The sequence below is a fragment of the Candidatus Poriferisodalis sp. genome (assembly GCF_965208485.1).
In the GTDB taxonomy this organism is placed as follows: domain Bacteria; phylum Actinomycetota; class Acidimicrobiia; order Acidimicrobiales; family Poriferisodalaceae; genus Poriferisodalis.
In genome coordinates this window covers 2,751,631-2,765,480 of record NZ_OZ242344.1, presented here as the reverse complement: position 1 = coordinate 2,765,480, position 13,850 = coordinate 2,751,631, and the positions used below count along the sequence as shown (strand labels likewise).

The 13,850-nt window shown below is 65.8% G+C and carries 13 protein-coding genes, 1 tRNA gene and 1 pseudogene; 6 read left to right on the top strand and 9 right to left on the bottom strand.

All coding sequences use genetic code 11. The annotated features are described in order from the left end of the window. The gene (locus tag ACOGXQ_RS12945) at nt 1-756 is read right to left on the bottom strand and encodes a nucleotide exchange factor GrpE (protein WP_419944060.1); all 756 of its coding nucleotides are present in this window, start codon (nt 754-756) and stop codon (nt 1-3) included. Further along, entirely contained in the window at nt 753-2,573 is a 1,821-nt protein-coding gene (gene dnaK / locus ACOGXQ_RS12940) for a molecular chaperone DnaK (protein ID WP_419944059.1), read from the bottom strand. The genes ACOGXQ_RS12945 and dnaK overlap by 4 nt, the downstream gene beginning before the upstream one ends. 191 nt (nt 2,574-2,764) lie before the next feature. Between dnaK and gpmA the strand changes: the two are divergent. Next, nucleotides 2,765-3,439 (top strand): annotated as a pseudogene (gene gpmA, locus ACOGXQ_RS12935) (2,3-diphosphoglycerate-dependent phosphoglycerate mutase); the annotation flags it as partial. Between the two features lie 102 nt (nt 3,440-3,541). On the opposite strand, the gene ACOGXQ_RS12930 reads toward gpmA, so the two are convergent. Then, a complete protein-coding gene (locus tag ACOGXQ_RS12930) occupies nt 3,542-3,880 on the bottom strand; it encodes a P-II family nitrogen regulator (protein WP_419947392.1) in 339 nt (112 codons plus the stop codon). Nucleotides 3,881-4,202: 322 nt separating this feature from the next. Between ACOGXQ_RS12930 and ACOGXQ_RS12925 the strand changes: the two genes are divergently transcribed. The 3 genes from ACOGXQ_RS12925 to ACOGXQ_RS12915 all read left to right on the top strand — a co-directional run bounded on the left by ACOGXQ_RS12925 (nt 4,203) and on the right by ACOGXQ_RS12915 (nt 8,178). After that, nucleotides 4,203-4,628, top strand: coding sequence for a Crp/Fnr family transcriptional regulator (locus ACOGXQ_RS12925; RefSeq protein ID WP_419944058.1), 426 nt, complete (start codon nt 4,203-4,205; stop codon nt 4,626-4,628). Nucleotides 4,629-4,738: 110 nt separating this feature from the next. Further along, entirely contained in the window at nt 4,739-6,916 is a 2,178-nt protein-coding gene (locus ACOGXQ_RS12920; RefSeq protein ID WP_419944057.1) for a heterodisulfide reductase-related iron-sulfur binding cluster, read from the top strand. A gap of 98 nt (nt 6,917-7,014) precedes the next feature. Continuing rightward, nucleotides 7,015-8,178 (top strand): ATP-binding protein, encoded by a 1,164-nt coding sequence (locus tag ACOGXQ_RS12915; RefSeq protein WP_419944056.1) that lies wholly within the window; start codon nt 7,015-7,017, stop codon nt 8,176-8,178. A gap of 337 nt (nt 8,179-8,515) precedes the next feature. On the opposite strand, the gene ACOGXQ_RS12910 is transcribed toward ACOGXQ_RS12915, so the two are convergent. Further along, on the bottom strand, nt 8,516-9,784 hold the full coding sequence (locus ACOGXQ_RS12910) for a branched-chain amino acid ABC transporter substrate-binding protein (RefSeq protein ID WP_419944055.1): 1,269 nt from the start codon (nt 9,782-9,784) through the stop codon (nt 8,516-8,518). 8 nt (nt 9,785-9,792) lie between these two features. Continuing rightward, nucleotides 9,793-10,371, bottom strand: a complete 579-nt coding sequence (gene dcd / locus ACOGXQ_RS12905) for a dCTP deaminase (RefSeq protein WP_419944054.1) — start codon at nt 10,369-10,371, stop codon at nt 9,793-9,795. Nucleotides 10,372-10,507: 136 nt separating this feature from the next. Between dcd and ACOGXQ_RS12900 the strand changes: the two genes are divergently transcribed. Both ACOGXQ_RS12900 and ACOGXQ_RS12895 read left to right on the top strand, forming a co-directional pair. Beyond that, a tRNA-Gly gene (locus tag ACOGXQ_RS12900) sits at nt 10,508-10,578 on the top strand. 44 nt (nt 10,579-10,622) lie between these two features. Continuing rightward, nucleotides 10,623-10,940, top strand: a complete 318-nt coding sequence (locus ACOGXQ_RS12895) for a helix-turn-helix domain-containing protein (protein WP_419944053.1) — start codon at nt 10,623-10,625, stop codon at nt 10,938-10,940. A 125-nt stretch (nt 10,941-11,065) separates the two neighbouring features. On the opposite strand, the gene ACOGXQ_RS12890 is transcribed toward ACOGXQ_RS12895, so the two are convergent. The 4 genes from ACOGXQ_RS12890 to rplI form a co-directional block, all read right to left on the bottom strand. Continuing rightward, a complete protein-coding gene (locus ACOGXQ_RS12890) occupies nt 11,066-11,386 on the bottom strand; it encodes a hypothetical protein (protein ID WP_419944052.1) in 321 nt (106 codons plus the stop codon). A gap of 42 nt (nt 11,387-11,428) precedes the next feature. Further along, entirely contained in the window at nt 11,429-11,716 is a 288-nt protein-coding gene (locus ACOGXQ_RS12885) for a hypothetical protein (RefSeq protein ID WP_419944051.1), read from the bottom strand. A gap of 5 nt (nt 11,717-11,721) precedes the next feature. After that, complete coding sequence (gene dnaB / locus ACOGXQ_RS12880; RefSeq protein WP_419944050.1) at nt 11,722-13,086, bottom strand: replicative DNA helicase; 1,365 nt, start codon at nt 13,084-13,086, stop codon at nt 11,722-11,724. A 312-nt stretch (nt 13,087-13,398) separates the two neighbouring features. After that, nucleotides 13,399-13,848 (bottom strand): 50S ribosomal protein L9, encoded by a 450-nt coding sequence (gene rplI / locus ACOGXQ_RS12875; protein ID WP_419944049.1) that lies wholly within the window; start codon nt 13,846-13,848, stop codon nt 13,399-13,401. Between the last annotated feature and the right edge of the window lie 2 nt (nt 13,849-13,850).

Here is a 13,850-nt window from a genome sequence, read left to right as displayed (position 1 = left end):
CTACGCCGTGCGCACCTTGACCATCGCAGCACGCAGAACCCGACCGTCGAAACGGAATCCGCTGCGCAGCTCCGCCGTCACGATCTGTCGGCAGTCGCCGCTGACACTCGATGGAGATTCATCTGCCGAAGCATCGACGTCGGCCGACGAGCTCTCGGCGGCGACATCGCTGGTCCCGTCCTCCGGCTCCGGAGCGAACTCGACCGTCACTGCTTCGTGTTGAGTCGGATCGAAGGACTTCCCGATGGCATCGATGCGCTCGAGGCCTGCCTTTTCCAGCGCGACCATGAGCGCTTGGCCCACGGCTGCGACCTCGGTGTGACCCTGCAGAGCAGCGGCGTCGCAGCCGTCGAGCACCGGCAAGAGCGATTCGACCAGGCGGCTGACTCCAGCGGCGACCTGCTGGCGGCGCTCGGATTCGATCCGTCGGCGGAAGTTCTGGAATTCGGCTCGCTGACGCTGGAGCTGGTCGAGATAATCATCTCGCTCCGCCGCCGTCGCCTTGAGCTGTTCTTCCAGCACCGCGCGCTCGGCCAATTCCTTCAGATCGGTCGGACTCTCGCCGATGGCCTCGGCAGCCGCCGCATCGGCACCACTGACGCCAAGGTCGTGATCGGACTCGGCCCGACTTGAATCCTCAGACATCTCGCCCTCGTCAATTGCAGTCGTCTCTGGACGTTCCGCAGCGTCGGTCGCTTCGCCGATGTCATCAGCTTGGGCACCGGCCGCGACTGGTTCAGGTGTCGGCGCGCTCACTTCTCCTCGTCCACGATCTCCGCATCCACGACGTCGTCGTCAGAGCCGGCGTCATTGGCGCTCGACCCGGCGGATGAGGCAGCGGCGGTCTCATACAGCTTCTGGCTGAAGGCGCTGCTGGCGGCGGCGAGCGCATCGGCGGCCGAGCGGATGGCGTCGAGATCATCACTCTCCAGTGCCTCGCCGGCGGCGGCCAATGCCGACTCGACCGGCTCTTTGTCCTCGGCTGCGACGCTGTCGCCCTGGTCGTCGAGCAGCTTGCGGGTCTGGTATACGAGCGTGTCCGCGTTGTTGCGCACTTCGGCCTCTTCTCGGCGGCGGGAGTCCTCGGCGGCGTGGGCCTCGGCATCGGCAACCATCCGTTCGATTTCCTCCGGAGACATCGCCGACTGTCCGGTGATGGTGATCGACTGCTCCTTGGCAGTAGCGCTGTCTTTGGCAGACACATGCACGATGCCATTGGCATCGATGTCGAATGCCACCTCGATCTGAGGGACGCCTCGCGGCGCCGGCGGCAAGCCGACGAGCTGGAACTTGCCCAGCGTCTTGTTGCCCGAGGCCATCTCGCGCTCGCCCTGCAGCACGTGGATCTCCACCGACGGCTGGCCGTCTTCCGCGGTGGTGAATGTCTCTGAACGCCGGGTGGGGATGGTCGTGTTGCGCTCGATGAGCCGTGTCATCACACCGCCCTTGGTCTCGATGCCCAAGCTGAGCGGCGTGACGTCGAGCAGCAGCACATCGGTGACATCGCCCTTGAGTACCCCGGCCTGAATGGCCGCTCCGACAGCGACAACCTCGTCGGGGTTGACACCCTTGTGGGGTTCGCGGCCGGTCAGATCGGTCACCAGCTTCTGCACTGCGGGCATGCGGGTGGAGCCGCCGACCAAGATCACATGGTCGATGTCGGCCTTTGCCAGGCCGGCATCGGAGATGGCCTGCTCGAACGGGGACCGGCAGCGCTTCAGCAGGTCGAAGGTGAGCTCTTCGAACTTGGCCCGGGTCAGCTCGTAGTCCAGGTGCAGGGGGCCGCTGTCGGTCGCTGTGATGAACGGCAGGTTGATCTGGGTGGTCTGCTTGGACGACAGGTCCTTCTTGGCCTGTTCGGCTGCTTCCCGCAGCCGCTGGCACGCCATGGCATCGGTGCTCAGGTCGACCCCGTGGTCGCCCTTGAACGAGTCCACCAGCCACGACACCACGGCGGCGTCCCAGTCGTCTCCGCCGAGATGGGTGTCACCCGCTGTGGACTTGACCTCGAAGACGCCGTCGCCGATCTCGAGCACCGACACGTCGAAGGTGCCGCCTCCGAGATCGAACACCAGGATCGTCTGGTCCTCGGTCTCCTTGTCGAGGCCGTAGGCCAGCGCAGCCGCGGTGGGCTCGTTGATGATCCGCAGCACTTCGAGACCAGCGATCTTGCCCGCCTCGGTGGTGGCGGTCCGCTGGGCGTCGTCGAAGTACGCCGGCACGGTGATCACCGCCTCGCTGACCGTGTCGCCGAGGTACTGCTCGGCGTCGCGCTTCAGCTTCTGCAGCACTCGGGCCGAGATCTCCTGCGGCGTGTAGTTCCTCTCGTCGATCTCCTTGCCCCAGGTCGTGCCCATGTGCCGCTTGACAGAGGCAATGGTGCGATCGGGGTTCGTGACTGCCTGCCGCTTCGCGACCTCGCCGGTCAGCACCTCGCCATTGCGTGCGAAGGCCACGACCGACGGCGTCGTGCGGTCTCCTTCGGCATTCGCGATGACCGCGGGCTCGCCGCCTTCCATGGCCGACACCACCGAATTGGTGGTTCCCAAGTCGATTCCGACAGCCTTGGGCATGGTTGTGCCTTTCTTGTTCACCGTGCCCGTTCGGGCCGGAGGAGGGATGGGTTCAATGCTGTAAGCATATAACTTAAGTGGAATGTTATCAATTTTCCTAAGTCAATACTTCGGGTATCAGCGTATGGCGATGGCGGCGGCGTCACAACGGGACGTCGGCGGGCCCGAAGCGGGGGGTACCGTGCACGCTCATGGCGTCGCCCACACACACGCACACCCTCGTGCTGCTTCGCCATGGCCAGAGCAAGTGGAACCTCGAGAATCGTTTCACCGGTTGGTGGGACGTCGGCTTGACCGATGAGGGCCAAGCAGAAGCGCTGGCAACAGCGGACGCACTCCGCAGCGCCGGCATCGCCCCGGACGTCGTGCACACGTCGCTGCTGCGGCGTGCGATCCAGACGGCCAACACGACGCTCGACGAGATGGGGCTGGGCTGGCTGCCGGTTCGGCGCCATTGGCGGCTGAACGAACGGCACTACGGAGCGCTGACAGGGCTGAACAAGGCAGAGACGGCAGAGCAGCACGGCGCCTCCCAGGTCCATCTCTGGCGTCGCAGCTATGACGTGACTCCCCCGCCGATGCCCGCAGGGCACGAATTCGACGTGGCGAGCGACCCTCGCTATGCGGGCCTGCCGACCAGCGACGTGCCACGCGGCGAGTGCCTGGCCGACGTCGTGCGGCGGATGCTCGCCTACTGGCATGACGGCATCGCCGAAGACCTGCGGGCCGGCGCGACCGTGCTGGTGACCGCTCACGGCAACAGCCTGAGGGCATTGGTGAAGCACCTTGACGGGATCGGCGACGCCGAGATCGCCGGACTCGACATTCCGACCGGTGTGCCGCTGGTGTACGAACTCGGCGACGACTTGGCTGTCGCCGAGGAGTGCGCTGTCTCGGATCGTTACCTGCGCTGAGCGGCGCCGAGGTGCGCGAGGGGCACCGACCCGGTGTCGGCCCGCTGTATCGAGCTACAGGGCGTCGATGCCGCGCTCGCCGGTGCGGATTCGCACGACGCTGTCGACCGAGATGACCCAGACCTTGCCGTCGCCGATGCGCTCGGTGCGGGTGGACTCCACGATGGCATCGGAGACCCGTTCCGCCAATTCGGAGGCGACCAGCACCTCAATGCGGACTTTCGGGATGAAATCGACGTGGTACTCGGTGCCCCGGTAGGTCTCCGTGTGTCCGCCCTGACGGCCGAACCCCCGAACTTCTGACGCCGTGAGTCCCGTGATGTCGAGATCGCGGAGGGCTTCGAGGACCATCTCGAGACGGTGTGGCTTGATGACCGCGGTCACCATCGACACGGACTCCTCAACCATTGCGACCTCCCGACCGTGCCGAACTGATCGACCGCCGACCCCAAGCGTCGCACGCGCTGCACCTGATTGCACGCAACCACGGCAACTGCGCCTGTCATCTGCCAGCGCAGACAGACGGCTCGATGCGCGCATCGGCCTCCTGTCCCGGTGACCTTGACCTCACCCGGTGACCTCGATGGTCTTGGCCGCAGCGGGGCGGTAGCCTCGGCACAGCGTAATGGTTCGGGAGCGTGCTACGATCCCGCGCTCGTAGGGTCCAGAAGGTCCCAGCGCAATCGGCCATTCTGGCAAGGAGCAGAGTATGTCTGTGGCGAATCGTGTGGAGAGTCTGCGTGAGATCGATTTGTTCTCTGACTGCAGCAAGAGGGAACTCCAGCACATCGCACGTGCCGCAGAGCAGGTCGACTTCACCGCCGGCGACAACATCGTCGAAGAAGGCGGCGGCGGGTCAGGCGCCGGGTACGCCTTCGTAATCGTCAGCGGCGCCGCTGTGGTTCGACGCAACGGCCGCAAGGTTGCCGAGATCGGTCCCGGCGAGTCGATCGGCGAGATGGCGCTGTTCGACGACGGGCCTCGTACTGCGTCAGTAGTGGCTTCGACGGACATGGAAGCGATCATGCTGTCGCGCCGCGCGCTGAAGGGCATCATCGACAAGACTCCATCGGTAGCGCACAAGCTGCTGGCGGAACTGGCCAGCCGCTTGCGCAGGTCAAACCGCAAGCTCTACGGCTGAGCTGCAGCAACGTTTGAGACCTCGTTGCAGCGCAATCGGTTGCGCGGTGCCCGGGCGTGCTCGCGTCGGGACTCCGGGTCGCGACGAGGCTGTCAAGTAACTTCACCAGCGTGAGCAAGCCACCCCTGCGTCCGCACCAGCTGGTGCTGGGCATCGGTGTTGCCTTCGCCGCCGTCACTGCCGCCTCTGGCATCGCGGCAGCCGTCCTGCAGTTCGGAGAAGACACCGACGCGGCGCATCGCGAGGTGTTCGGCAACATTCCTGGCGGAGTCAAATTCGCGTTCTACGCATTGACCTGTGCACTCATTCTCTACGGCGCATGGAATTTCGCCCAGCGCACGCTCAACTGGCAGCGCGGCGCACCCGACCGGCGCTCGACGACGACCCGCAACGCTCACCGCCGTCTGGCCGACTACCGCGGCGGCGTGCTCATGCAGACGCTGCTGCGCGACCCCGCAGCCGGTGTCATGCACGCGCTGCTCTACTACGGGTTCCTGGTATTGCTGGCGGTCACCACGACGCTGGAGATCAACCACCAACTGCCCACGGCAGCCAAGTTCCTCGTCGGCCCCACCTACCAGGGCTTCAGCTTCGTGGGCGATCTGGCCGGAGTGATCTTCCTCGCCGGCGCCATGTGGGCGATCGTGCGGCGCTATGCGGCCCGCCCGTATCGCATCCGGATCAAGTCGCGGCCCGAGCACATGGTGATCCTGATCGTGCTGGCAACGCTGGGGGCGACCGGCTTCGTCGCCGAGGCCATGAGGATCGTCATCGACGGCCGGCCGGCCTACGAGCAGTGGTCGTTCGTCGGCTACCCGCTGTCGGCGGCGTTCGACGGGCTGACCAATATCAGGGGTTGGCACCAGGCGCTGTGGATCGCCCACGTCGGCTGCTTCTTCGCGTTCCTGGTGATGCTGCCCATCACCATGCTCCGGCACATGTTCACGTCGCCGCTCAACATGTACCTGCGCGACCGCGAGCGGCCCAAGGGCGCGATGCGGATGGTGCCCGACCTGATGGAGGCCGAGGACATCGAGACCGTCGGCGTGTCGGTGGTGAACGAGTTCACGTGGAAGCAACTGCTCGACACCGATGCATGCACCATGTGCGGCCGCTGCACCGCGGTGTGCCCGGCTCACGCCACGGGCAAGCCGCTCGATCCTCGCGAGATCGTGCTGAAGACCGGCGAGATCATGGCGGCCACCGGCGAGCACGGCCAGGTGACACCGCCGATCGGCACCGACGCCGAGATCACGGTGTCGGCGGACTCGGTGTTCGAGCGGATCACTCACGACGAGCTCTGGGCGTGCACGACCTGCAAGGCGTGCGACGAGAACTGCCCGGTGAACATCGAGATCCTGGACAAGATCCTCGACATGCGCCGATACCTGACGCTGATGGAGAGCGAGTTTCCCGCAGAGCTGGGCGGCGCCTTCCGCGGCATGGAGAACAACGCCAACCCGTGGAATCTCAACAACGGCGAGCGGGCCGACTGGGCCGACGGTCTCGAGGTGGAGGTGGTCGACGTCGGTGACGCGTTCGACCACGAGTACCTGTACTGGGTGGGCTGCGCCGGTTCGTTCGACGACAAGAACCGCCGGGTGTCGGTGGCCACGGCGAAGCTGCTGCGGCGTGCCGGGGTCGACTTCGCCATCCTGGGCCCGGGCGAGAACTGCACCGGCGACAGCGCGCGGCGGTCGGGCAACGAGTACCTGTTCCAGATGCTCGCGTCGGAGAACATCGCTGCGCTCAACGGCATGGGTGTCCGCAAGATCATCACGCAGTGCCCGCACTGCTTCAACACGCTGCGCAACGAGTACCCGCAGTACGGCGGCAACTGGGAGGTCATCCACCACGCCCAGTTCTTGGAGCAGCTCGTGGCCGACGGGCGCTTGGATCTGTCCGAAGCGCGGCTGGACGAGCGGGTCGTCTATCACGACTCGTGCTACCTGGGCCGCCACAACGACGTCTACCTGGCGCCCCGCAATGTCATCGGCAGCCTGGGCGGCGTGGAGATCGTGGAGGCCACCCGCAACGGCACGAAGGGCATGTGCTGCGGCGCCGGCGGTGCGCGCATGTGGATGGAGGAGACGCTCGGCACGAAGGTGAACGACGAGCGCTCACGGGAGCTGCTCGACACCGGCGCCGCTCGCATCGCCACGGCGTGCCCGTTCTGTTTCATCATGATCGACGACGGCGTGAAGGGTCACGGCGTGGAGGACGACGAAGTCAAGGTCGCCGACATCTCCATCCACCTCATCGACGCCCTCGAGGCCTCCGAGAGCTAACCCCGCCCCGCGGCCACAGCCGCGCGAAAAACAACGAAAAAACGAAAAGACGCGAAAAAACGAAAAGCTACGAAAATCCCGCCGCTAGGCTTGCCTGCATGGCTGCCGCTGAAGCCGCCAACCCGTTCGCCCCGACGTTCGGCGCTCCCCCGCCGTTGCTTGCCGGACGCGATGGCATCCTGCAGCGTTTCGATGCCGCGCTCGACACCGGTCCGACACACCCCGACTACACCTTGCTCGTCACCGGAGACCGCGGAACTGGCAAGACAGCACTGCTGAACGCACTCGAAGACCGCTGCGTCCAACGAGGTTGGCTGTCGATCACCGCAGCCGCCACCTCCGAACCATTGTCGTCGCGGATCGTCAGTGAGGCAGTGCGTCACACCGCTTCACTCCAAGAACGCCCCCGCAGGACTCGCGTCCGATCGGTCAGCGCGCTCGGCGTCGGCGTGGAACTCGACGATGCCGCCGCGACTGACGTCGCGGCCGGGCCGACGACAAGCCTGCTTTCCACCCTCGAGCGGGTGGCTGCGGAATTGCATGAGGCCGGCAGCGGGCTGCTCATCACCATCGACGAGTTGCATGACGCGACCCGCGACGACGTGCGCGATGTGGCGTCGGCCGTGCAGATCGTCACGAGACGGCAGCAGCGACCCGTGGCGTTTGCTGCCGCAGCGCTCGCCCTCATCGAGGACACGCACCTCGCAGACGTCAACATGACGTTTCTCCAGCGATGTGCCCGTGCCCGTCTGGGCGCTCTGAGCGCGGCCGATGCCCGCACAGCCATCATCGGGCCGATCAGAGACGCCGACAGCGACATCGATGACGACGCACTGACCGAAGCCGTCGCTGCCGCGCTCGGCTATCCCTACATGATCCAGCTCATCGGGTTTCATGCCTGGAATACGCGCGAGCGCCTGACTGCACCCATCAGCGTCGCAGACGTACGCGCCGCAATCATCGAAGCAAACGATGCGATGGTCGACCAAGTCGCAAATCCCATCTGGAACCGCCTCTCGCCCATGGATCGCCGATTCCTTGTGGCCATGCTTGACGATGAGGAGAGTTCATCGCTGTTCGATGTCGCAGAACGACTTGGTCGCGACCTGCAGTACACCCGCGTCTACCGACGCCGCCTCGTCAGCGCAGGTGCGATCCGCAGCATGGACGGTGCCCGTGTCGCCTACCGCCACCAAGCGCTCAGAAAGCGCTCCCAAGCTGCCGCCCGCGACGATCCGAACCTTTTCCCCAGCCGACGCTGACAACGCCGACAGGCGCGCGCCAGAAGACCGACACGGTCCGCTGCTTTCGAAGCCGACGAGCTGCATATGGCCACTTGTGACCACGCGTCACGAATCGTTGTCTTCGATGATTTTGCGCAGCCGTTCGATTGTGAGCGGTGGGTTCCGAAGATGAACGACTACATGGCAGTTGGGACACAGCGGAACAAGCTCGCGAGGATATGGCTGCTCAGCGTGGTGTCTCGCTGGCCCCGGTACTTGGATTTCAACTGATCGGCGCCATACGAGTGCTCAGCCGGAGGCAGCGATATGAGATCACGGCCTCGCAGCAGCGTTTCGGTGCCGAGTCGAGTACTGCTCAGCGGTCGTATTCGAAGACCACGTTGCCGGCTGCGGCGGCGGGGTCGGCCGGATCGAGGTGCTGGTAGACCGCGATGCGAGCGGCGCCGCAGTCGCCGAACTCGTCGCAGGCGAGCGTGCCGGTGAGGGCGTCGTAGCCGTCGGTCGCCGAGAGATGATCTCGCAGCACCGCCTGATCGATGACGAGGACCCCGTCGTCAAGGTGTGACGCACGCTCGATGGCGTCGAGCAGCAGCGTTGTGGCGTCGTACGCCTGAGGCCAGTACGAGCCGGCGGACACCTCGCCGATTTCGGCGGCTAGGCGGCTCAGGACGTCGGCCACGCCCTGGCCGGTGGACTCGTTGATGTCGTCACCGTGACGCGCGTCGCGACCGACGAGGTACAAGCCGGCCGACCGTTGCTCGCTCAGGTACGCATCACCGAAGAAATTCGAGGTGATCACCGTGGCCGTAATCGTGCGGAGAGAGTCAGCGGGGCGGTGCTGCAAGACTTCACTGGCCTCATCGGGGAACAGCGTGATGAGCACCGCTTCGGGTTCGCTCTCGGCCACGGAGTCCCATGTCGCGGCGTGACTGACAGCTTGGCGATGAATGCTCAGCGACGCGGTGACCGTGCCACCGCGCTCAGTAAACGCATCGGCGAACGCTGTCGCGAGCCCTTCGGTGTACGGGTCGCCGTCGTGAATTGCCGCCGCCCGGCGAAGGCCCAGTTCGAGGAACAAGAAATCCGCCACGGCTCGGCCGACGTGCAGATCGTTGTGAGCCGTGCGGTAGTAGCCATCGCGCCGATGCTCGCCTGCGTTGCCGGCCAAGTCGGAGGTCAGCCCAGGCGCCGTATTCGACGGCGAGATCATCACCAACCCCGCGTCGGTGAGCAGTGGCGCGGCTGCTATGGCGGCAACCGAACACTGCGTGCCGATCACGCCGATCACCCGCTCGGTTCGCAGCACGGTGCGGGCTGCCCGCCGACCGCCCGCATCCGAGCACTCGCCGTCGAGGCCGGCGCCCACCTCCACATCGAACTGCCCGTGCAGCGGGCCGTAGTCGACCACTGCCATGCGCACCGCGAGATAGACGGGCGATGCGGCGTCCGGCGAGCCGCCGAGCGCGCTGATCGAGCGAATCTGCACGGCCTCATCACCCGCCACTCGCACCTCGCCCTGCGGGCCGGTCGATCTGTCCTCGTCGGCCGCTGCATCGGTGCCGTTCGAGCACGCGGCCGCCAGCACGACGGCTGCGAACAGACTGAGCAGTCGGGCGATGGCCACGGCGTGCTTCACAGCAGGCGGCGGGAGCGGAAGTTCTCGTGGTAGCGGCTGGGCGTGGGACCCCGCTGGCCCCGGTACTTGGATCCCAGCAGTTCGGCGCCATAGGGGTGCTCGGCTGGCGTCGTCATCTCCATGAAACTGATCTGGCAGATCTTCATGCTCGGGTACAGCGTGATCGGCAGGTTGGCCACGTTGGACAGCTCGAGGGTCAGGTAGCCGTCCCAGCCGGGATCCACGAATCCCGCCGTCGTGTGGATGAGCAGGCCGAGGCGGCCCAACGACGACTTGCCCTCGATGCGTCCGACGAGGTCGTCGGGCACGGCGACCCGCTCGAGCGTCGAGCCCAGGGCGAACTCGCCGGGATGCAGGATGAATGCGTCGCCTGCGGCAACCTCCACCTCTTCGGTCAGGTCGGTCTGGTCCTCGACGACATCGATGACCTGGCGCGTGTGATTGCGGAAAACCCGGAAGGTGGCATCCAATCGCAGATCCACTGATGAGGGCTGCACGGCTGCATCACCCAAAGGCTCAATGATGATGCGGCCCTTCTCGAGGGCTTCACGGATGCTCCGGTCCGACAGGATCACCTCGCTCCCCTTCCGTCTTCGGCTGCCAGCGTGCCCGCCAGCGCGTGCCGCATCCGTCGCCGGGCGACCCTAGTGGCCAAGCACCGGTTCGAACGCCCCTGCCACAGCTGCACTGAATAGGCTCTGGCCTTCACCTGCGGGTGTAGTTCAATGGCAGAACTTCAGCTTCCCAAGCTGATAACGGGGGTTCGATTCCCCTCACCCGCTCAGCAGCCCTTGTGTAACTTTTATGTCACGCTAGAGCAAGTCTCATGGCAGCAGCACGCACCGGCGCAGAGCGGTATCTGCAAGACCGCAGGGCAGACCCAGAGTACGAACGCGCCTACGACGCTGCGCGCCGCCGCATCGATCAGATCGACGGCATTATCCGGATACTCGATCAACGCCGATGCCGCTTGCAGCTGAGCAAGGCGGAGCTTGCTCGTCGGGCAGGTCTGCGCCCAGAGGTGATCAGACGCCTCTTCTCGGCTGAGAACCCAAATCCGACGCTGTCGACACTCGTCGCGCTCGCAGGCGCGCTCGAACTCGAGATGACGGCCGCACCGTTTGAGACGAGCCGGGCTAGCTGAAGACGGCCCGGCTCCGTTCGAACTCCTCGCGGAAACGGCGGATGCGACGGTAGTCCTTCGGATCAGCCGGTTGCCGGCGGGGCTTGGCCAATCCTCCCTAACAGACAATCGACGAGCCGCCGAGGTCATCGGCATTTCGCACCAGCAGGCAGAACAGCCGATGGTTTGCACTGCTTCCCTGAACACGGACCTCGTAGGAGCCAGCCATCTCGCCACGCATCGCCTCCCGCTCCACGCATCGCCTCCCGCTTCCCACCGCCAGAGAACGCGGGAGGGGGTGCCTGAGCGACGGCGTCCAAAACCGCAATCTCGGAGGCCACCTTGTCCGAGAGCGTCTCGAAGAAGTCGAGTGCCGGAACAGCATCGTCAGCATCGTCAGCATCGTCAGCCTTGGCGCGCTGGAAGAAGTGAATCAGCCAAGGACCGGGGTGCGACGCGGTGGCCATGGTCAAGATTCGATTTCATTCTCAGGGCAACTCAGCGCTCGCTCAGCCCGCCAAGAGCGTTGCGAGCGCCCAGATCGCAGCTACGAGCCCGACGAGCGCAAGCGGTATGGCGCGCCACAGCGGCGCCCGCACCATCTCGCCGCCTTCGCCAGCACGCCGGGGTCGCGCCATGGCTGCCGCGTTGCCGACGAGCAGCGCGGCACCCAGTGCCAGCACCAAGTACGGGATGAGGTCGTCGCCCAGAAACATCGGGCTGGTGGCGGCCAGCGTCGGCAACCGGTCGCCGCCGAGAAGCTCGGCGTGGTGGGTGAACGCACCGGCGGCGAGCACGGGGCTCAGCTCTCGTGCGCCATGTCGGCGAAGAGCGTGTACTGCGGCATGAACGCCACGCGCGCCGTGCCGGTGGGGCCGTTGCGGTGCTTGGAGACGATGATCTCGGCCATGCCGCGGTCGGCCGTTTCTTCGTCGTACACCTCGTCGCGGTAGATGAACATCACGACGTCGGCGTCCTGCTCGATGGAACCCGATTCGCGCAGGTCCGAGAGCATCGGCCGCTTGTCGCCGCGGGACTCCAAGTTCCGGCTGAGCTGCGACAGCGCAACGATCGGCGTCTCGAGCTCGCGGGCAAGAATCTTCAAGCCGCGGGAGATTTCGGCGATCTCCACCTGACGGTTCTCGGCGTTGGCGCGCCCGCTCATGAGCTGCAGGTAGTCGACCACGATGAGGCCCAATCTGCCCAAGCGGCTGCGCAGTCGCCGGGCCTTGGCGCGGATCTCGGCGACAGTCACGTTGGGGTTGTCGTCGATCCACATCTGCGCGTCACCCAGGCGGCCCACGCTGCGCGTGATGCGATTCCACTCCTCGGCTCGGAGCTGGCCGGTCCGGACCCTGGTGGCGTCCACGCGCGCATCGGACGCCAGCAGGCGACCAGTCAGCTCGGCGTGGTTCATCTCCAGGCAGAACAGCAGCACCGGCTCTTGCGATTCGAGCGCCACGTTCGAGGCCATTGTCAGGGCGAACGCTGTCTTGCCCATGGCGGGCCGCCCGCCGACCACGACCAGCGACGACGGCTGGATGCCCGACAAGATGCGGTCGAGCGACGAGAAACCGGTCGCCAACCCCGAGAACGCATCGCCCCGCTCGTACAACTCCTCCAAGCGATCAAGGCTCTGGTCGAGCAGGTCGTGCAGAGATTCGGTGGAATCGACGATCCGGCGCTCGGCCACGCTGAACACCAGCGACTCCGCCTGGTCGATGGCGGCGGCGGTGTCAGCGGGCCGGTCATAGGCCAGCTCGGAGATCTCGGCGGACACCGCGATCAGCCGCCGCAGCAGGGCGTTGTCCTCGACGATGCGCGCGTAGCGATCGACGTGCGCCAGCGTCGGTGTAGCGGCTTCGAGCGCCAACAGCCGCTCGGAGCCCCCGGCTTGAGCCAGATTGCCGGTGCGTTCGAGCTGGTCGGCGACCGTCAGGCAGTCGACAGGCTCCGACGAGATGTACAGCGTCTCGATCGCGTCGAAGACCAATCCGTTCGCCGGCACATAGAAGTGCTCGGCGTCGAGACGCTCCACCGCAGCACCGATGGCATCGCTCGAAAGCAGCATCGCCCCGAGCACCGATTCCTCGGCGTCGATGTTCTGCGGCGGCAGTCGCCCGCCGGCTCGGCGCGCGACGTCTGTCGGCAGCTCGGCGAGGCTCATCGCCCGCGATCCTGCCGTGCAGACCATCTGGAACGCTTGGGCACATCACGGGGATTTCCCGTGGAAATCGGCATTGCCTCATGTGCAAAAACTGCTGCTTCTGCACATGAGGCAATGCGGGCTCCGAACATGCTCCCATCGCACCAAGGGGGTGTGACACGAAGTACTGGAGGAGTCGCTGACAGGCCTTGTCGATCAGCGCCGAGCTAGTGCCGCGTCAACCAACCGTCAAGGCGGCAGGGCTGGCAGAGAGTCCTGCATCCAAGCATCTCGACCACACTGCAAACGTCGCAGACGCTGCCTGACGCGGTGCTAGCTGAGTGCGATGACCTCGACGTTGAACGAGAACGCCACCTCGGGGTGCAACTGCGCCGAGACTTCGTGCGAGCCAATGGTGCGAATCGGCGCAGCCAGCGACAGCTTTCGCCGATCGACGTCCGCGCCGGTCCGCGCTGTCACGGCAGCGGCGATCTCGCTGGCAGTGACCGAGCCGTACAGATGCGTACCCGAACCCGCCCGAGCGGCGATCGTCACGCCCTCGGCCACCAGCTGTTTCGCAATGCCCTCAGCGGTCTCTCGCTCGCGCAGGTCACGCGCCGCCCGGGCCCGAGCCAGCGCGGCGACCTGGGTGACCGTGCCGCCGGTCGCACGCAAGGCCAGTCCGCGAGGAATCAGGTGATTGCGGGCAAACCCGTCAGCGACGTCGACAACCGAGCCCGCGGCGCCCACGCCGTCCACATCGCTGCGCAGCACGACCTTCATGC